The following is an 18,333-nucleotide window of genomic DNA, read 5'->3' on the forward strand; positions in this document are numbered from 1 at the left end:
GCCCTCAGTTTGCAAGCTTATCGCGACTGTGCGGCGACAGTCGATGGGTGAAGAGTTCCGTTAATGACGGCAGTAAACGGATCGCATCGGTGACGACGCCGAGGTGGGCGAAATCAAAAATCGGCGCGTTAGGATCGGTGTTAATGGCTAAAATAAGATCAGCTCCCTCGACGCCAACGCGATGCTGGATGGCGCCGGAAATGCCGGCTGCTATGTAAAGCTTCGGCCGGATAGTTTTGCCAGTTTGGCCGATCTGCCGATCAGCAGGCATCCAGCCCTTTTGGACGAGGGGGCGCGAACAGCCATAATCGGCCCCGATCGTCCGCGCGAGTTTCTTCATAAGCTTCACGTTCTCCACCGCGCCGAGACCGAGGCCTCCAGCAACCACGACGTCCGCATAGGCGAGATTCGCCGTCGCCGACTGGCCATCGGACAAGAAACCGAGGACCTTAGTGACGATCTCTTCCTCGATCATCGACACTTTGTGTTGAATGACGCGTCCGATCTTATTATTCCCGCGCGGAGGCATGGCCATGACCCTCGGCCGGACCGTTGCCATCTGCGGCCGGCAGTTGAGCGTGTAGATCGTGCAAAGCAAGGAGCCGCCGAAAGTCGGCCGGGTCGCCGCAAGCGAGCCGTCCGCATCCACATCAAGTTCGGTGCAATCCGCCGTGAGCCCTGTCAACAAGGTCGTCGCCACGGAACCGGCAAGGTCGCGCCCGAGCGTCGTTGCCCCTAAAAGAAGGATTTCCGGTTTGTAGTTAGTAACCAGATCCGTCAATGCTTTGGTGAAAGGCTCATTTCGGTAGTCGGCGAGCAGTGGGGCCTCGACGAGGTAGGCCAGGTCGGCGCCATAAGCAAAAGCCTCGGCGATGGCAAACCACGTGGCCTCTCCCGGTGGTCCGAGAACGACGCCGGCAAGCTGGACGCCCAGCTTGTCGGCGAGCTTGCGGCCTTCGCCGAGCAGCTCGAAGGAGACGGGATGCACCTGATCGCGCTCCAGCTCCATGAAGACCCAAACGTGCCGATGGTCCTTAAACTGATCGGGCAGCTCTTTCTTCATGGCGGCACGGCCAGCGGCTGGAGGAGGGCTCTCTCGATTCGTGCTCAACATCGTCGCTCCTTGCCTTCATTCGCCGTCAAAGGCGAGTTCGCTTTCGAGCGCCGGCTGGCGCAAAAAGATCCCAGCGATCAACTCCTCCGCGAGATCGCGCGGTGTTTTTTCCGCGGTGTCGATCTGCTCCGCCTTTTCCGCCCGCTCAGGAGGGGCAAAGACCCTCTTAACGACGGTTGGCGAGCCACGCAGGCCGCACTTGGTGAGGTCCTCTATGCCAGCGTCGGCCGCATTCCACTTCACGATCTGGCTGCGCGCGGCCCGTAGCGCGTCATCGAGCGAGCCGCGGCGGATTTCGTTTGTGCCTTCGAGCATTGTAATTAGGCAAGGGAGCTTGCTCATCAGCGTCTGCGTGCCCCCTTCCGAGCGGCGCTCCACCGTAATCTCGCGCCCATTGATGTCGACAGAGACGATTTTGGCAACGTAGGTGAGCTGCAGGAGGTCGAGGCGCTTGGCGATGCCAGGCCCAACCTGGGCGGTATCGCCGTCGATGGTCTGTTTGCCCGTAAAGACGATATCGGGCGTACCGAAGGCCTCTCCGATCTTCGCGATGGCTCGCGAAAGAGCAAACGAGGTCGCCAGAGTGTCGGAGCCGGCAAAATGACGGTCGGTCAAGAGTACGGCGCGGTCGGCGCCGTAGGTGAGCGCCTTGCGCAACGCGTCCTCTGCCATGGGCGGCCCCATGGTGAGCACGGTCACCTCGCCGCCATGGCGGTCGCGCAACTGGAGCGCCTCTTCAAGGGCGAACAGATCATAGGGGTTGATGATGGTTGGCACTCCCTGACGCATGATTGTGTTCGTCACCGGATGCACTCGTATTTGTGCGGAGTCCGGTACCTGTTTGATACAGATAACTATGTGCATGGCGGTTTCTTACTCCCTCCCTCTATGGGTGGCGGGCTTGTCAGTACACATGCTTGCGTGCATCATTCGTGCCAACCGTTTGGCGTTCTCTATCACATTGAAATGGCTTCGATTCCGACGTTGCTAGCATATGACTGAATTGTAAGCTTCCCGACATTGTCGTGTCGCAACCGTGCTCACTTCTTTTCGAACGGCTTCAGGAAAGAGTCTAACGGGACAACGGTGCGGCCGGGTGTGACAGGTCTGTTCGGATTGTGGTCCTTGAGCACCTTGAAGACCCGGTGCGAGAGCGGCGCGGAGGTCGCGAAATCACAGTAGGCCCTTTCCAGTATGGCACGGGCACGAGCAGCGATTACCCGGTCTGGGAGATGGGAGAAGTCCTCTGCCGCGAGGTATTGGCCCATACGCTTCATGATATGGAGTCGTGAGACATCGAGAACCTTCGGGTCATAGGGGACCCCTAGGGCTTCGAAGAACTCCTCCGCAGCCGAGAGAGATTTCAGCCGATTGAGGATGTCTTTGACATCGACGGGACTGCTGTCAGCGGAGCAACGGCACATAAGATTCCCCCTGGTCGTGAGCGGTGATCGCGAGATCGTTCTCCCGTAGCTTAAGCTGCAACGTACGGAATGCGTGGTTCGACGCGGCTAGGCGCAAGGCAGTCGCGTTGCAACTGGAGTCGGCATAGGCTGGTGGTCGGATGCGATCCACCGATGGTGTCGAGAGATTGATTAAGATGATATGGCGCTGGGCCCCCTCCATGAACACGCATGGGCGGTGAACCGGCGATCTATGTGACTGAGAGCCCCGGCTTTTACCTGATCGTTCATACGATGCCGGTGCCGTCATGCAGGTCGTATCGGTGAAAAGGAATTGCCGTTTCATGAGCGTGCCTGCTCCTACTCCCCTGAACGAACCCGGCTGCTCGTGTCGGCCACGTGGCCGGAACGGGATTGGCTCCGGAGCCTTTCAACGATGCCCGGTAAAACTTCGAGCACCCGGTCGACATCCTCGTCACAGTTCTCGCGCGAGAACGAGAAGCGGATTGTTCCGTGCGCCATAGCATGAGGGATATCCATTGCCCTCAAGACATGGCTCGGCTCCAGCGAACCGGAGGAGCAAGCAGAGCCGGAAGAGCAGGCGATGCCATAGCGGTTGAGAAGAAGGAGCATACTGTCTCCTTCGACACGTTGAAAGGCGATGTTCGCCGTGTTCGGCAACCTCTTAAGCCTATCGCCGGTTACGAAGGCGCCTGGAACACGCTGGACAATGCCGTTCTCCAATCGATCTCGGAGCGACTTTAATCGGGTGCTCTCGTCGTCTATTGATTTCAGGGCGAGTTCGGCAGCCTTGCCTAAACCGACAATCCCGGCCGTATTTTCTGTCCCTGCGCGTCGGTCGCGCTCCTGATGACCTCCCTTGATCAGTGAGGAGAAAGATAAGCCCCGCCTGAGATAGAGTGCACCAATGCCTTTTGGTCCATGGAATTTGTGTCCGGACAACGAAAGCATGTCGATTGCAGTAGGTTGGAGGTCCATTGGAACCTTGCCGACCGCCTGGACCGCGTCGGTGTGGAAAAGTGCACCGATTCTCTTGGCCATCTCGGCAAGCTTAGCGACCGGGAAAATGGTTCCCGTCTCGTTGTTCGCCCACATGATCGAAGCAATCGCTACACGATGAGTGAGGGCGGTCTCATAGGCGTCAAGATCGAGACGTCCATGTCGATCCACTGGGATCCTGTGTACCTTAATGCCACGCGTCTTCTCCAGATGGCCGCAGAGTGTCAGCACCGCTGAATGCTCGACTGCGGAAGTCACGATCTCTGTGCGCTCAGGCATCACCTCCAGCGCCGAAAGGATCGCCGCATTGTCGCTTTCCGTCCCCCCCGAGGTGAACACGATCTCATGATCGAACTCGGCGCCGATCAGCGCTTGCAATTGCCGGCGCGCCTTCCTCACCGCCTCGCGGATGGAGGAGCCAAAAGCGTGCGTCGACGAAGGGTTTCCAAACTGATCCGCAAAGAACGGCAGCATGGCTTCAACCACTTCAGGATCGACTCTGGTCGTTGCATTATTGTCGAGATAGATCGCTCTCATGGGTGGATCTCGACTGAGGGGAAGCGGTGACAATGCTGCGGCGTCTTGCACATGCTGTTGTTTGCTAACCTCGGGCAAGCAGCGCGGGGTGGAGTCGTGCGATGGCGCGTCACGCGATCTTGTTGGCATCGATAACGTCGCATCGCCGCCATCAGTAGGAAGGGAAGAACGTTGTGCGCTCGCGCCTTTTCCAACGGTTGGATTCGCCGCGGCTGCTTAACTAGATGGGTCGCCAGCTTAGCTTGTCGCTGAGAACTGAACTGTTGCAGGCTGCGGCGATTTTTAGACCCTGTCCTACGCGATTGCCGGCTACAACATCGATTTCGACCCTGCCAATTTCTCCAGGCCTCAGATTTCTGTTGTGACGGTCTGATCGTCCTCCTCTGCCGGAGCGAGGCTTTCGACGACCAGTACTGTATAAACCGCTGACACGTCTTCGACGGCTTGAACGAGTGTCGTCCGTCTACTGCCAGATCTAGCGAAGTGAGCGACTTGGTCATGAAATCAAGCCTCTTGACACGCACGCGTCTTCGCTCACCTTTCCTCGGCGCGGAACTGCTTGCAGAGGGAGCGTCTCCTTTGGAATCCTGGCCCGGATGCCCGCCAAAAAATTTTGCTGCCTCAGGATAATCCGTTGATGAGCAGACCTTTTTCTCCGGCAGCAAACCGCTTAAAAAGCCTGCTGTCTCCTGACGGACGGTTTGAGGCGCTTCGGCGGGCTTTAGGGTTATGAGTTCGGCCAGCGCTGGCGAGAAGGCGGTCGCTGGGTTGGAACGCAAGGACGACGGCGTCACCAGAAACGCTTCCACCGTTGGATCGACTGCAATTATCAATTCAGGCCCTCTACCGTAGGAAACTGCCGCGGTCTCGCTGAGGGGATTTTCCTGCACGCCGTCGTTCTTCGGATTGAAAAAGGAAACCATGACCTTTTCGCAATAATTCCGCATGGCTCTCTCGCTTTCTCGGTGATCAGCCGAAGGATTTGCCGCAAGTGCAGTTCTGGTGCGCATTGGGATTGTCGAAGACAAAACCGGAGGTTTCTGGTCCCGTCACGAAGTCGATCGTCATGCCGTTGATGTGTGCTTGGGAGTCTGCGTCAACGAACACCTTGACCCCATTTGTTTCGATCACCGCGTCGCCCTCGCCCTGGACGCTTTCTAGCCCCACCAGGTATTTGTAGCCGGCGCATCCACCTGCCTCGACCGCGATGCGAAAGCCTTCCGCCTGCTCGGCTCGGGAAAGCGTTACGTTCATGATGGCGGCGGCATTCTCTGTGAGCTTGATCATGGGATGATTCCTTTTTGTTCGATGGCGCATTTTCGGATTACCGTGCATGCGTCGTGCCAAGCGGTAAGGAAGGCCAAGAGTTCGATCAGCCCGCGTGTTGTATTCCTGCGTCGTCGAACATCGGAGATCTCGAAAGCGCGCCAACTCCAGAACGTCTGCCCGCGTATCTCCGTCTATCATTTTCGGTTGAGGCTCTCGTTGCCGCCGCACCGAAATCCCAGCGGTTCGGCGAAAATGAATGGGAGGCGACAACTGCTTCTAGATTTGTCGCTTGCGCGACATAAAAATTCTGCACGAGTTTCGTGATTAACCGCTTAGCCCCTAAGCGCTTGGGCTATGGAACAGACATCTAATCTTTTCTAGAACGTTAGCTTAAGCGGCCGGAACAACTTTTGAAGCTCCCGTGACGAGGCTGCGGTCGCCAGCCCATATGAAGTCGATCCTCCATGGAGAGGACTAAGCACAATGTCACATGTGCCTCAGTTCCGCGGTTTTTGGGAAAAGGGCATCACCTACGGTACAAAGGACTTATCCCTCCGCGGCCGCCAGTACAAACCGTTTCTCCCGCCGGCGTTGCGCGGACGAGGGGATGTTCATCGCCTCGCGATATTTGGCGACTGTGCGGCGAGCAATGTCGACGCCTGTTTCCTTGAGCTTGGCAACGATGCCATCGTCGGACAGCACATCATGGAGCGTCTCTGCGGCAATAAGTGCCCTTATCTGATGGCGCACAGCTTCGGCCGAGTGCGCGTCACCGCCTTGTGAGGACGGGATCGCGACGGTGAAAAAATACTTGAGCTCGAACACGCCGCGGGGCGTGAGAATGTATTTGTTCGACGTTACCCGACTTACAGTGGACTCGTGCATGTCGATCGCGTCAGCGATGGTCTTAAGATTGAGAGGGCGAAGATGAGCAATGCCATCTTCCAAAAAGACATCCTGGTGGCGCACGATTTCGGTCGCCACCTTAAGGATCGTCGTGGCGCGCTGATCGAGACTCCGAACCAACCAGCTCGCGCTCTGGAAGCATTCGTTGAGGAATGACTGATCTTTCGAGCTTTGGGCGGTTAGGCGAGTAACTTGCGCAAAATAGGTTTGGTTGATCAGTACCTTGGGCAAAATCTCCCGATTAAGCTCGACGTGCCATCCGCCTCCCGGCGAGGGTAGGACGAAGACGTCGGGTATGATGGATTCCGACCTTGCGGACTGGAACTGGTTTCCAGGCTTTGGGTCAAGTGCACGAATTTCGTTCAACATATCGAGAAGGTCGTCTTCATCGACCCGGCAACGTCGCTTCAGTGCTCGAAAATCGCGTCGCGCAAGCAACTCGAGATTTGCGACCAGAGCTGCCATGGCCGGGTCGAACCGGTCTCGTTGGCGCAACTGAATCTCGAGGCATTCGCCCAGACTTCGCGCAAATATGCCCGGCGGGTCAAATAGCTGCAAAGCCTCAAGAACCCGCTTCACTCCAGCCTCAGGGCTATTTAGCCTCTCTGCTAGCTCCAGAAGGTTCACTTGCAGATACCCAGTGTCATCCAGATGGTCGGCAAGCGCGCCAGCAATCAGCCGCTCCTGGGGTGTGAAGGCAGTGAGGGCGATCTGATGGGCGACATGTTCGTGCAATGTCTCAGTTGAGGCGGCGAACTCATCCAGGGAAGGCCTTTCCCCCGGCGAAAGGTTGCCTGTGTCACGGATTGATTTCCAGGGACTAGACAGCTCAGGCATGTCCGTCCTGGCCGGTCCATCAACGTGGTCTTCGCGTGCGCTGATATTTGGATCATCCGCCGCAGTTGGCGATACGCCAGAAGCCCCGCCGTCATTCGACGCCAGGTCGAGAAATGGGTTCTTCTCGATTTCCTGTTCCACGAACTGATTCAGTTCGGTGTGCGCCAGCTGCAGCAAGCGAATAGACGCGATGAGCTGGGGCGTAATAACCAGCGATTGCTGCTGACGCTGATGAAGGCTTGTAAAGGACTTCATGGTTCGAGCAAAACTCCTATCGTTCGGCGCAGGTGTGCACGACAAGTCGTAGCTGCTGGTCGTTGGCTTCAATGCTCATACGAAGGCTGGGGCCTTAAGGCATTTCAAAATGTTTTGCGGCGAAGAAACGCCATACGGATCGGTTGCGCAGTTGTCGCCAAAGCCTTCTTCCTCGAACCACCCCTCCACGACGCCATTATTGATCACGGCAGCGTAGCGCCAGGAGCGCAGACCGAAACCGAGATTGTCCTTGGCGACGAGCATACCCATTTTCCGAGTGAATTCTCCCGAACCGTCCGGGATAAGCTTGACATTTTTCAACCCCTGAGACTTGCCCCAAGCATTCATGACGAAGGCATCGTTGACGGAGAGACAGTAGATGTCGTCAATGCCATTCTTCTTAAACTCGACATAAAGACTTTCGAAATCAGGCAGTTGGAAGGTGGAGCAGATTGGCGTGAAGGCGCCCGGCAGCGAAAAAAGGATTACCCGCTTACCGCTGAAATAGTCGTCGGTCGTCTTGTCTTCCCAGCGGTAGGGGTTGGGACCGGATATAGACTCGTCGCGAACCCGCGTGCGAAAGGTGACAATAGGGACCTGCTTTTCCATGGTCATCAATGAAGCTCCTCTAGGAAAATTTATTTGCGGCCTCTCAGTCACGGCTAACACGAATCCGACCTCGGCCCACACGCCAGGGCAAGCAAGCGTCATGCCATTTGGCCTGAAGGAGATGGACTTGCGGTCAGCACAGGGCCTTCGTCGCCGCACTCGTGCGCTGCTCGTGCGGGCGAGCGAATTGTGAAGCCGTTGTGCCGCGCTGACGGCCGGGCGCTGTTTCGGCTACTTCCGACCGCATCTCGATCAAGGTTTCTCTGCCGCCTTTTAGAACCTTAGCATACTGCCCGCCAGTCCGGTCGCGGCGGGAAGGCGCGGGTCACGGGGTTTGAGGTTCTGCTCGTGCGTATGTCTACCCGCGCACGTTTTCTTGTTTGAAACTGCACAAGAAAGTTTGAGGTCCGACAAAAAGGGGGCGCCAGGCTCGGACCGCGCATCGAAAAATGGTGAAACGCAAACGGCTCCGATAATTTCGTCACAGAAGACGACGATGGCGGATATCCGCAGGTTGGGGGCGTGAAGAGCTCGCAGCCGCCAATATCGATCGGCTGATGCCGACCGGTACCCGGGTCGCGCTATGTAGCCTTTGGCCTACGAGCATTTGTTGCTCGGCTGACGTCGCCGCGGAGCTGATATTTTGTTCCTCTCACCGCTCACCGCTCAGCTCGCTGGCGACCTGCTGGGCGCCCGGCGCCGATGGCGACGCCACCCACCTGCCCGGCGGCTATCCCGAGCTGCAAGCCGGCGGCTCCGGGACTAGAAGTTTTCTCGCCCGGAATGCTCGATGTGGTAGCGCCCGGCACGTCCGTCTGCATCCCGACAATGCCGCCTAGTTCTTTACGCTGGCGCGCCAGGCTGGCCTTTCCAATACGCGGGTGGTAATTACCCGCTGATTTTCTTTGCGAGCGCATCCAAGTCGGGCACGGTGATATGCCGGATGTTCTCGATGCGGATGACGCCCTCTTTGCGAAGCCGGGTCAACTGGCGGCTGACGGTTTCGATCGTCAGCCCGAGAAAGTCGGCAATCTCGGCACGCGATAGCGGCAGATCGAAGGCAGTGCTCGTCGCCGTCTCGGCGTGGGCGGCAATGAGGTGGAGCAGGCTTGCGACCTTCTCCTCGGCGGTCCGCCGGCCGAGCGTCAGCATCCATTCGCGCGCGGCATCCAGCTCGTTCAGCGCCTGAGCGTGCAGGCTACGCTGCAATTCCCTAGTCTCCAATATCATGCGTTCGAGCAAATTGCGGGGGAACACGCAGATCTCCGCATCGGTCGCGGCCTCGGCCGACAGCGTGCTTTCGCGCACGAAGGGGCGGCCGACGAAATCGGGGGCGAATTGCAGGCCAACGATCTGCTGGCGCCCGTCCGACATCACCTTGCAGAGCTTCACCACGCCGCGCGTGATGTTCGAATAGAAAGAGTTTTCCGATCCTTGTGCAATGATCTCGCAGCCTGCGTCGACCTTGCGGCGCAGCGAGTGGCGGCCAAGTTCGCTAAGCTGGCCAGCCGACAAGGCGCCGCAAACGACGCCGTGCCGCGCCTGGCAGGAACGGCAAGCGACGGAAGTGCCAATCACGAGAACCTCACTGCGTGCGACGTCCATGTCCTGATCCCTTCGAAAACCGCCTATGCCGGACATGCCCGAGACGACCACGCGGCCGTTGCGACTTCGGCTATCCCTATTTCTTCCAGCGCGTCTTTGATGGCTATCAATTTCATCGGGATTGCGATTTGATCCAGATCAAATCTCCGTACCCACGCTCTTGCCGTGCCAGGCAGGGCAGTTTGTGGATTTGTTTCGGACGGCATTTTCGGCCCGCCGCTTGAGCGGGCTTTCTGCGGCCATCGCCTTCCGTCTCGGCGGACGGTAGGCCACCATACCCATTGCTGTCAGGCAACACCCAATCGGCAGATTGCCGCCGACTCTTAGGGTGGTGTCGTCGGGCTGGTAGAACTGACATTCAGGACAAAGGAGTAGCACGCTTCGAGCTGTTCCCGGAATTCCGCCGCTAGCTCGATGCCACAATTCAAAGCTACCCACCCTCAAGCTATCCCACTGCATCGCAGTACATCAGGACATTCGTTACTCGTCGCGCTGTCTCTGGCCCCCGGCTGTGGTGGCTGGAAAAAAGTCGCACCTGAATAGATGGCATCCGGCACCTGATGTCGGGTTTTGTTAGATACGCGACACGGCCTTGATCAGCCAATCTTTAGTTCTGCCTTGAGCCAAAGCGCTGAAAGGCAATTGAAAAATTTCTTTCCGGCCAAATCAATCAAATTGGCATGAACTTTGAAGTTCTTCTTGCGGGGCGGCAAGGACTGTCGGCCGGTTTCTTTGGTGACCGCCATGGAGCGGAGGAAATCAAAATGCATCTGTGCTCAGAACGCATTTACCGGAAGAGAGGTACCCGTGAAAATCCGATGTCGACCGGAAGGGCGGGCGAGGCATCCAAGAAATTTCGACTTCGGCCAACAAAGCAGCGTGGATTTCGAGCCGCACGGCGATCTGATCGCTGCATCGCATGTCATTGGCGCCTCGCGCTGCTGAGATTGGAAATCTGGCGCTCAACGATTTTGCTCGCTCCCTCTCCGAGGAGAATTCGTTCTCGGCGAAGGGGCTTTGATGACAGGAGAAAAGCAGTGGCTACCATTAGGGTTCCAGAACATGTCCCTCCCGAAATGGTGAAGGACTTCAGCCTGTTCACGTCGCCCGGCATGGAGCGCATGCCAAATGGGGATCCGCACGCAGCTGTCGCTTGCCTCCATAATGGACCGAGAATCTTTTATTCTCCCTGCAATACGCGCGATGGCCGAGGTACCTGGGTCATCGTTCGCGCTCAGGACCAACGCAAATTGCTGCAGGACACCGGAACCTTTTCCAGCCATCGGAGCCTTTTCGCCTCGGCGCTTGGCGAAAACTGGCCGCTGATCCCGCTTGAACTCGACCCCCCGGCTCACAGCGTGTTTCGCTCACTTCTCAATCCGCTGCTTTCGCCCAGGCGGATAATGGAGCTTGAACCGGCGGTCCGTGATCGGGCGATTGCGTTGATTTCCAAGATTTCCGCGTCGAGCACAAGCTGCGACATCTTGACGGACTTCGCCTTTCCTTTTGCGGTTAGTATCTTCCTCCGTTTGCTCGGCTTATCCGATGAGCGCCTCAATACATTCGTGGGCTGGGGGAAGGACCTGCTCCACGGCGACGGCATCAGACGAACCGCAGCCGCCCGAACAATTTTGGCGTTCATCGATGAACTTGCAGCGATGCGCCGCAAAGAACCGGCCGACGATTTCATGACCTTCGTCGTGCAGGCAAAGGTCGACGGCCGCCTGTTGAGAGACCAGGAAATCCATGGAATAGGCGTGCTTCTATTCGTCGCGGGACTGGACACCGTGGCAACGGCGATCGGCTTTGACCTGGCCTATCTCGCGCGCAATCCGACAGAACAGGAATTGCTGCGGAGCAAACCGGATCGAATTGTGCTCGCAGCCGAAGAACTGCTTCGCGCCTATTCGACCGTGCAGATGATCCGTGTGGCGACGAAAGATATCAATTTCGAAGGCGCGCCGATCCGTAAGGGTGACTACATTTCCTGCGCCACGATGATTGCCAATCGTGATCCGGTGGAATTCGAAAATCCGAACACGATCGATTTGGCACGAGAAGACAATCGCCACACCGCTTTTGCGTACGGTCCCCATCGCTGTCTTGGATCACACCTTGCCCGGCGAGAGATCATCATCGGCCTGGAGGAGTGGCTGTCGCGCATCCCTGACTTCCGTATCAAGGATGGTACGGCGCCCATCACCTATGGGGGCCACGTGTTTGGAATGGAGAATCTGATCCTGGACTGGTCCTGATAATTGAGAGGAGGAAAGACATGGAGTACCGTATGCGCGTCATAGTGCACACTTCCAAATGCCAAGGTCATGCAAGATGCTGGGCCCAAGCGCCCGAAATATTCAATCTTGACGACGAGGGATACATACTGCCCGGTGCAATCGATGTCGAGGAGAGGGACGAACTGTTCGCGTCGCGAGGCGCTCGATCCTGCCCTGAACGTGCGCTGGAGATAGATTGCGTTTCGGATGCGTTGCTCGATCGCCTTTTGTTCAACCAACATTGTGGGGGTTGAAACGCAACGCAACTGGTGCATGACGGCGCCGTCGCTGTCCAAACACCTTACCCGCAGCTCTCCCATTGGTGTCTACTTCTAAGGGCAGTTGTTTACATGCATGCCTAAGCAGAGGGAGGGTTTTTCCTTACGTCAGCCGAGCAGTTGAAAGCTGGCTGCGTCACTGGATGGGTAAGCGCCCCGATATCAGATGTGCGACAAGCGATGAAACACAAAAAAAAATTACCGAATTGCTCGACCGCGAGGCGCTCCGCGACTGCCTCTATCGGTATTGCCGCGGGATAGACCGCGCCGATGAAAGGGCGCTGCGCAGTTCCTACTGGCCCGATGCACGTGACAATCACGGGACCTATCCCGGTTCGGCCGAGGGCTTCATCGAGTTCGCCCTTGGTGTCTTCAAGACGGGACCGCGCAACATCCATCAAATCACGAACATTCTGATTGAGTTCAGCAGCCCGGAAAAAGCCGCCGTCGAAAGTTACTTCGCCGCACTGCAACGCGCACCGGACAAGGCCGGAACGCTAAGTCAGGCCCTGATCTGCGGCCGCTATTGCGATCTGTTCCTGAAAAAGGGAGGGGATTGGAGAATTGCCGAACGGACGGTGGTCTATGATCTAGTCGAGGAGCAGATCTTGGCCGCGGCATCCGAGACTGAGCAGTTCGGCCACCGGCAGCCGATCGGAGCATCATGTCCCGATGACCCCGTCTACGCATTTAGGAAGACTGCATTCCTTCAAGAGGATGAAAGTGAGACTTGATCGATCAGGATTCAGCCTCGAGATCGTCAACGTTGGTCAGGGAACTTTTACGTGCGCATGCCGATGGTTTCGGAACTTGAACGCGCGGGCAAGATAGACCTCACCGCGGTGCGCAGCCGGGTGCCAATGGGTCGCGTGGCGCGTCCAGACGAAATTGCCCATGCGGAAGATTGTCGAACAGCCCTTTGATGTCGAATTCCAGAACCCAATCGTACTTCCAGCACCGCTGACGCGTTACCCCAACGGCATCCAAAGCCGACTTCATCGGCCTGTAGCCATAGGAGTCTCGCAAGAAGAGCGGCCCTAAATCCGGCTCAATCATCTGCTTGACCACCATCTGCGCGATCCGATCACTGACCGTCGGCACACCCAAAACCCTTTCGCCTCCGGTCTTCTTTGGAATGGAGACGACGCGCACCGGCGGCGGAAAGTAAGCCCCAGCCACCACGGCTCTTTATCGCAGCAGTTCGGACTGGTTTGAGACCCGCTCCTGAAAGCCGATCCCGGAGGGCCATCCTCCATCATTCACGCAGCTTCACGTTACGGGGTTAGCTCATACTGAACTCCTTCCGTGCCTCTGCAGCACACTTTCGTCGATGAAGATCAGCTGTTCTGGATCGAGATCAGTTGGCCGTCGAACCAGACACGCCGGCGCTTTAGGACATCCGGCTGGTTCCGCAAAGCCAATTTTTTCGCCGATACCAAGCTCGACGAATACCTCAAAGCCCTTTTCTGTGTAGTACGGCACTTCATTCGGCACGATCATAGTGCGGAATTCAGAAGGGTATTTTTCGCGCACGAAAACGATTTGTCTAGACATGTTCCGCCTCGATTTCGGAGAATACTTTCGGTTAAAGCGCTTCCACAATATTTGGATGCGTTATTCTTGTTCCAAGAAGACGCTTGTGCTCGCTAATATGGATCCGGGATGGACGAAATACGTCGCGCAACGCGGTGATACTCGCGTACGGGTCTAGCGAACCACAAAAAAATACGTCTATCGCGACCATGCGTTCTTCGTGCCAGGTATTTACGCAAATGTGCGATTCAGCGAGAATTGCGAAGCCCGTGACGCCCCCATCTTCGCTATATTTTCTATAACTCGATTCCAACATCGTTGCGCGGCAGTCATGAACGGCTTGCGCTACCGCCGCCTCAATCGCTTCAGCATTTCCCGTATTTTCTGCATCCCACATATCGATAAAGAGATGGGTTCCGGCGCATACTCGGTCTGAGCTAGGGTAATTTATTCCGCCTTTAGGCGCTCCGTTCAGCATATATATGCTCCGCTTCTTGATCGTGTCCAATGGAGTGGTGTAGCTGGATTTCCTAGCCATCGGTGATTTCCGGTAGGGTCGGGTTGCTTAGAGCCAACCTGAGGGACACCACCGATGACCGACGACATGATGAACCTGCGCTCACTCGTTGAGAAGAGCGCCGATGCCGATTTGCTGCGCGAGATGATCGGCTTTACTGCCGAGAAGCTGATGGCGCTGGAGGTCGGCACGAAGACCGGCGCGGGCTATGGCGAGAAGAATGGCTTCCGACTGGCCCAGCGTAACGGCTATCGCGACCGGGATTGGGAGACACGGGCGGGCACCGTCGAGCTGCGCATTCCCAAGCTTCGCACAGGCAGCTATTTCCCGAGCTTTCTCGAACCACGCCGGATGGCCGAGAAGGCCCTGACGGCGGTCATCGAAGAAGCCTATATCCATGGCGTTTCGACCCGATCCGTCGATGACCTCGTCAAGGCCATGGGCATGAGCGGCATCTCCAAAAGCCAGGTATCCCGGCTGTGCGAAGAAATCGATGAGAAGGTGAAGGTCTTCCTCGACAGGCCCATCGAAGGAGAATGGCCCTACCTGTGGATCGATGCGACCTCCCTCAAGGTTCGGCGCGGTGGTCGTATTGTCTCCGTCGCCGTAATCATCGCCGTCGGCGTCAACACCGACGGTCGACGCGAGGTGCTCGGCACGTCCGAGGCCGAGGCGACCTGGACGGAGTTTCTTCGAAGCTGACCAGGCGGGGTCTGCGTGGCGTGAAGCTCGTTGTCTCCGATGCGCATGAGGGCATCAAGGCCGCAGTATCGAAGGTGCTCTCCGCCACCTGGCAGCGCTGCAGGGTCCACTTCATGCGCAATGCCTTGGCCCATGCTGGAAAGAGCGGACGCCGAGTTTTCTCCGCCTTCATTGCCACGGCCTTCGCTCAGGACACGCCGGAGGCGGCAAGCACTCAGTGGCGCAACGTCGCCGACCAGATCAGGCCAAAGGTACCGAAGCTCACCAGTCTTATGGACAGCGCCGAGCAAGACGTGCTCGCCTACATGTCCCAAGCAGCATTGGGCCAAACTTCACTCGACCAACCCGATTGAGCGATTGAACGGCGAGATCAAGCGGCGGACAGAGGTCGTCGGCATCTTCCCCAACGACGACGCCATCGTGCGCCTGGTCGGTGCGCTGCTGCTCGAACAGAACGATGAATGGGCCGTCCAGCGATCCCGCTACATGACACTTGAGACAATCGCCACAATGAGCGATGATCCCCTCATCAGCCTGCCAGCAGCAAGCTGACACTCATCCGGCTGGGATGAGCCGTGGTCGTCTAAGCTACACCACGTCCTGGGACATGATCCGCTTCTTGCTTTTGCATTGGGTGTGCAGGCGGCATAGCCATGATCTCCTTGGTGGCTTGGAGAATATCCTTTACGGAGGCTTCGTCTGGGCTTGTACCGCCGGCAATTGGATAGATCTCAGAGGATTCGCCAAAATTCCTTAACAACGACAGCATGGGACCGGGCGACACCGCCCAATCCAAATAGGTATATTCATTCCCCTGAACCGTGTTTCTCAAAGGCTGTTGGACGGCCCAGTTCATGCTGATTGTGATCAGAGAGCCCGTTTTCCGCCAGCATTCTAAGGCCGAAAACAATTGCTGCCTTTCAGCAGCTCCCTCGCCCATACCAAATAGGAGGGATACCCCAACCTTGATTCCGGCTTCGGACAAGATCTCAACTGCTTTGTCCGCGCGTTCCATCCACGAACCCTTCTTGGTGGCGATGTTCTTGTGAAGACCTCCAACAAGTTCTGGGCGCGGTGTCTCGACCCCGATGAAAAGATATCCAGGCCCATGCGGCCTAGTCTTCGTGCAAGGGCTGGGTTATTGACAATTTGGTCAATGGTCGCTTGTCCGCCAAGCCGCACAGGATTTTCGAGTGGGTCGAATACCTTTTCAAACTGGGCTACGAGGGCCGAATTCCATCCAAGAAGAGTTGAGTCTTCAATGAACGCCGAGACAGGAAAGTTTTCGCCGTAATCTGCCTTGACTACGCGGCGGGCTGCTGCGAGTTGGCCGCATAACCGGTGGGGGCTTATCTTGAACTGTCGAGGAGGCCCGCCAACGCTGATCCTCTCACTGCAGAAGATACAATCATAGATACATCCACGCCCGATGTCGCTGAAGACGTGCGCGGTAGGCGCGCCACCAAACACGTCAAAGCTAGTTGTAACTCCGAACATTTCGGCTGGGGATGGCATCCCATTATAATCGAGCGGCATGCCCGAAGAGCACACAGTGTGGACCTGATCGTCCATGATTGTGCCGGCGATCCAGTGCCCCGGGGTGGTCGTCAGGTGGCCCAATGAGAATTTCGCCTCCCTTGGCGAAAAACCTCTTGCTTCCAAGGAAGCTACGACGCACCCAATTTCCGCGATAAAGTGTTCACCATCTCCGGAGAGCGCGATGTCGAAACAGCTGGAAACTTTTCCGTCAGCAATTAGCCGCAGAGGGGACGCTAGATGATGTCTTACACGATTTTCGTCATCCCGATATATTGTTTCGGTGGCGTGGCGACCGCCAAGAACGATACAAACGTCATCGCCTAGAAACTCTCTGATGTATTTCGCTGTCTCAATCGCACCACGGAAGCATATCGACATCGCTCCTATGAGAACTAAATTGGGCCGGACCCGGACTAATAGCGGCGTTAGCCTTCGCTGCACATCGTCCCTGTCAGATAGCAGAAGCGTTGATTGTCGCCTGTCACTCCTGGTGCCGCGCCAATTGCTTTCGCCCCATGCACCTTCCGCCTTGGATGCCAGTGACGCAGCATATCTGCAGGCATTGTAGAGGCTTGCCGGATCGGCGCTTGATAATGCCATTTCGCCCGCCTCGCCGTGAGAAAACTGGGGAGCAGAACACGCGATTACACGTAAGCCCACGGGCTTCCTCCACTATCTGTAATATTTTTTGAAATGATTCGGGCGGTTAAGCGATCTTTTCTCCGGTATTAGACTCGGTCGTATCCGATGGCATAAGTATTGATACAACAAATAGGGCTCGTATAACCGCGAAGCACGCAGAATACACCAAGTGGTAATGCCCGGTATATTTGATAATCCGTCCTCCGCGGAAATTGCCTAAGAGCCCGATTTAAAAGAAGTTGAGCGATAACAGTCAGTTGTGATTCCCTATTGGTGCTAAATCAAATGGGGTTTCGATGAGCTGGACTGCTATCGCTCGCCGTGAGCATAACCGAGACGTGCTTCGTTTTCCAAGTGATTTGAAGGACCGGGAATGGGCGTTGATCAAACCGCTGATCCCGCCAGCGCGTCGTTGCGGGCGGCGTCGGACGACGAATATGCGCTCGGTCGTGGAGGCGATCCTCTATATCGCCTCGAGCGGCTGCCAATGGCGCATGCTGCCGGGCGATTTTCCGCCGGTTTCGACAGTGCGCGGTTATTTTTATGCTTGGCGCGCGATCGGACTGTGGCAGAGCATCAACCAGCTTCTGGTGATGGCGGCGCGGGAAATCGAGGGACGGGAGGCGCAACCGACGGCAGGGATTATCGACAGCCAAAGCGTAGCGACGGCGCACCCCATGTCCTCAAGGCGATCCGCCGCCGTTTTCCGTGGCTGCGCCACATCTTCGCCGATGGTGGCTACGCCGGAGCCAAGTTGAGGCGAGCAATGTGCGGCCATGGTGACTGGACGATCGAAATGGTCAAGCGTTCGGATCACGCCAAGGGCTTCGTCGTCCTGCCCAAGAGATGGGTGGTGGAAAGAACTTTCGCCTGGCTTGGACGCTGCCGCCGTCTCGCCAAGGATTGGGAGAAATCGATCGAAAGCGCAACCGCATGGGCGCAAATCGCTTCAATCAGAATGCTCACAAGGCGCATCGCAAGATAGGATATACGAATGAACTTTTGAATCGGGCTCTGAGACGCGGGTGCGCTACGGCTATCGCCGCGTGCATGTGCTGTTGGAACGCGAGGGTTGGGGCGCGAACCTACCGCATTTACAGGGACTTGGGGCTACAGTTGCGGAACAAGACACCGCCAAGCTTCGCGAGGATCGGCACATGGCCATCGGACCCAACGACGTCTGGGCGATGGACTTCGTTCACGACCAACTCGCAACGGGTAAGAAACTGCGCGTGCTGACGGTGGTCGACACCTTCTCGCGCTACGTGCCGGTGCTTGATCCACGTCATAG

The 18,333-nt window shown here is 57.0% G+C and carries 15 protein-coding genes and 6 pseudogenes; 8 read left to right on the forward strand and 13 right to left on the reverse strand.

The window, feature by feature from the left end:
• Nucleotides 1-4: 4 nt before the first annotated feature.
• The 7 genes from C4N04_RS30145 to C4N04_RS30180 form a co-directional block, all read right to left on the reverse strand.
• Complete coding sequence (locus C4N04_RS30145; protein ID WP_008536549.1) at nt 5-1,114, reverse strand: electron transfer flavoprotein subunit alpha/FixB family protein; 1,110 nt, start codon at nt 1,112-1,114, stop codon at nt 5-7.
• Nucleotides 1,115-1,129: 15 nt separating this feature from the next.
• Nucleotides 1,130-1,978 (reverse strand): electron transfer flavoprotein subunit beta/FixA family protein, encoded by an 849-nt coding sequence (locus C4N04_RS30150; RefSeq protein WP_004678528.1) that lies wholly within the window; start codon nt 1,976-1,978, stop codon nt 1,130-1,132.
• Nucleotides 1,979-2,154: 176 nt separating this feature from the next.
• On the reverse strand, nt 2,155-2,538 hold the full coding sequence (gene nifW / locus C4N04_RS30155) for a nitrogenase stabilizing/protective protein NifW (protein WP_004678534.1): 384 nt from the start codon (nt 2,536-2,538) through the stop codon (nt 2,155-2,157).
• A 339-nt stretch (nt 2,539-2,877) separates the two neighbouring features.
• Nucleotides 2,878-4,074 (reverse strand): cysteine desulfurase NifS, encoded by a 1,197-nt coding sequence (gene nifS, locus C4N04_RS30160; protein ID WP_106797715.1) that lies wholly within the window; start codon nt 4,072-4,074, stop codon nt 2,878-2,880.
• Nucleotides 4,075-5,043: 969 nt separating this feature from the next.
• Nucleotides 5,044-5,361 (reverse strand): iron-sulfur cluster assembly accessory protein, encoded by a 318-nt coding sequence (locus C4N04_RS30170; protein ID WP_004678546.1) that lies wholly within the window; start codon nt 5,359-5,361, stop codon nt 5,044-5,046.
• A 528-nt stretch (nt 5,362-5,889) separates the two neighbouring features.
• Entirely contained in the window at nt 5,890-7,341 is a 1,452-nt protein-coding gene (gene rpoN / locus C4N04_RS30175; RefSeq protein ID WP_011053429.1) for an RNA polymerase factor sigma-54, read from the reverse strand.
• A 75-nt stretch (nt 7,342-7,416) separates the two neighbouring features.
• Complete coding sequence (locus tag C4N04_RS30180; protein ID WP_004678566.1) at nt 7,417-7,956, reverse strand: peroxiredoxin; 540 nt, start codon at nt 7,954-7,956, stop codon at nt 7,417-7,419.
• Nucleotides 7,957-8,483: 527 nt separating this feature from the next.
• Here C4N04_RS30180 and C4N04_RS32385 point away from each other — a divergent pair.
• Together C4N04_RS32385 and C4N04_RS31675 are read left to right on the forward strand one after the other, a co-directional pair.
• Nucleotides 8,484-8,702 (forward strand): annotated as a pseudogene (locus C4N04_RS32385) (cobyrinic acid a,c-diamide synthase); the annotation flags it as partial.
• Between the two features lie 57 nt (nt 8,703-8,759).
• Nucleotides 8,760-8,849 (forward strand): annotated as a pseudogene (locus tag C4N04_RS31675) (L,D-transpeptidase); the annotation flags it as partial.
• Here C4N04_RS31675 and C4N04_RS30185 read toward each other — a convergent pair.
• On the reverse strand, nt 8,839-9,555 hold the full coding sequence (locus C4N04_RS30185; RefSeq protein WP_097667774.1) for a Crp/Fnr family transcriptional regulator: 717 nt from the start codon (nt 9,553-9,555) through the stop codon (nt 8,839-8,841). The pseudogene C4N04_RS31675 and the gene C4N04_RS30185 sit on opposite strands and share 11 nt — an antisense overlap.
• Before the next feature lie 596 nt (nt 9,556-10,151).
• Nucleotides 10,152-10,325, reverse strand: a complete 174-nt coding sequence (locus C4N04_RS31680; RefSeq protein WP_010009909.1) for a hypothetical protein — start codon at nt 10,323-10,325, stop codon at nt 10,152-10,154.
• A 306-nt stretch (nt 10,326-10,631) separates the two neighbouring features.
• Between C4N04_RS31680 and C4N04_RS30190 the strand changes: the two genes are divergently transcribed.
• From C4N04_RS30190 to C4N04_RS30200, 3 genes are all read left to right on the forward strand, one after another.
• Entirely contained in the window at nt 10,632-11,810 is a 1,179-nt protein-coding gene (locus tag C4N04_RS30190) for a cytochrome P450 (protein ID WP_042120111.1), read from the forward strand.
• Between the two features lie 20 nt (nt 11,811-11,830).
• Nucleotides 11,831-12,085: a ferredoxin gene (locus C4N04_RS30195; RefSeq protein ID WP_004678571.1), complete on the forward strand. Its 255-nt coding sequence runs from the start codon at nt 11,831-11,833 to the stop codon at nt 12,083-12,085.
• 167 nt (nt 12,086-12,252) lie between these two features.
• Complete coding sequence (locus C4N04_RS30200; protein WP_011053426.1) at nt 12,253-12,843, forward strand: nuclear transport factor 2 family protein; 591 nt, start codon at nt 12,253-12,255, stop codon at nt 12,841-12,843.
• A 160-nt stretch (nt 12,844-13,003) separates the two neighbouring features.
• On the opposite strand, the pseudogene C4N04_RS30205 reads toward C4N04_RS30200, so the two are convergent.
• The 3 genes and pseudogenes from C4N04_RS30205 to speD form a co-directional block, all read right to left on the reverse strand.
• A pseudogene (locus C4N04_RS30205) lies at nt 13,004-13,285 on the reverse strand (reverse transcriptase domain-containing protein); the annotation flags it as partial.
• 111 nt (nt 13,286-13,396) lie between these two features.
• Nucleotides 13,397-13,663, reverse strand: coding sequence for a hypothetical protein (locus C4N04_RS31980; protein WP_164736476.1), 267 nt, complete (start codon nt 13,661-13,663; stop codon nt 13,397-13,399).
• A 31-nt stretch (nt 13,664-13,694) separates the two neighbouring features.
• On the reverse strand, nt 13,695-14,120 hold the full coding sequence (gene speD / locus C4N04_RS30210) for an adenosylmethionine decarboxylase (protein ID WP_097603409.1): 426 nt from the start codon (nt 14,118-14,120) through the stop codon (nt 13,695-13,697).
• A gap of 114 nt (nt 14,121-14,234) precedes the next feature.
• Here speD and C4N04_RS30215 point away from each other — a divergent pair.
• Nucleotides 14,235-15,413: pseudogene (locus C4N04_RS30215) on the forward strand (IS256 family transposase).
• 31 nt (nt 15,414-15,444) lie between these two features.
• On the opposite strand, the gene C4N04_RS32390 reads toward C4N04_RS30215, so the two are convergent.
• Entirely contained in the window at nt 15,445-15,876 is a 432-nt protein-coding gene (locus C4N04_RS32390) for a hypothetical protein (RefSeq protein WP_245423971.1), read from the reverse strand.
• A gap of 1,462 nt (nt 15,877-17,338) precedes the next feature.
• On the opposite strand from C4N04_RS32390, the pseudogene C4N04_RS30225 reads away from it, so the two are divergent.
• Nucleotides 17,339-18,027: pseudogene (locus C4N04_RS30225) on the forward strand (transposase).
• Between the two features lie 31 nt (nt 18,028-18,058).
• Nucleotides 18,059-18,333 (forward strand): annotated as a pseudogene (locus tag C4N04_RS30230) (DDE-type integrase/transposase/recombinase); the annotation flags it as partial.

The organism is Rhizobium sp. H4, assembly GCF_003013335.1.
GTDB classification, from domain to species: Bacteria; Pseudomonadota; Alphaproteobacteria; order Rhizobiales; family Rhizobiaceae; genus Rhizobium; species Rhizobium sophoriradicis.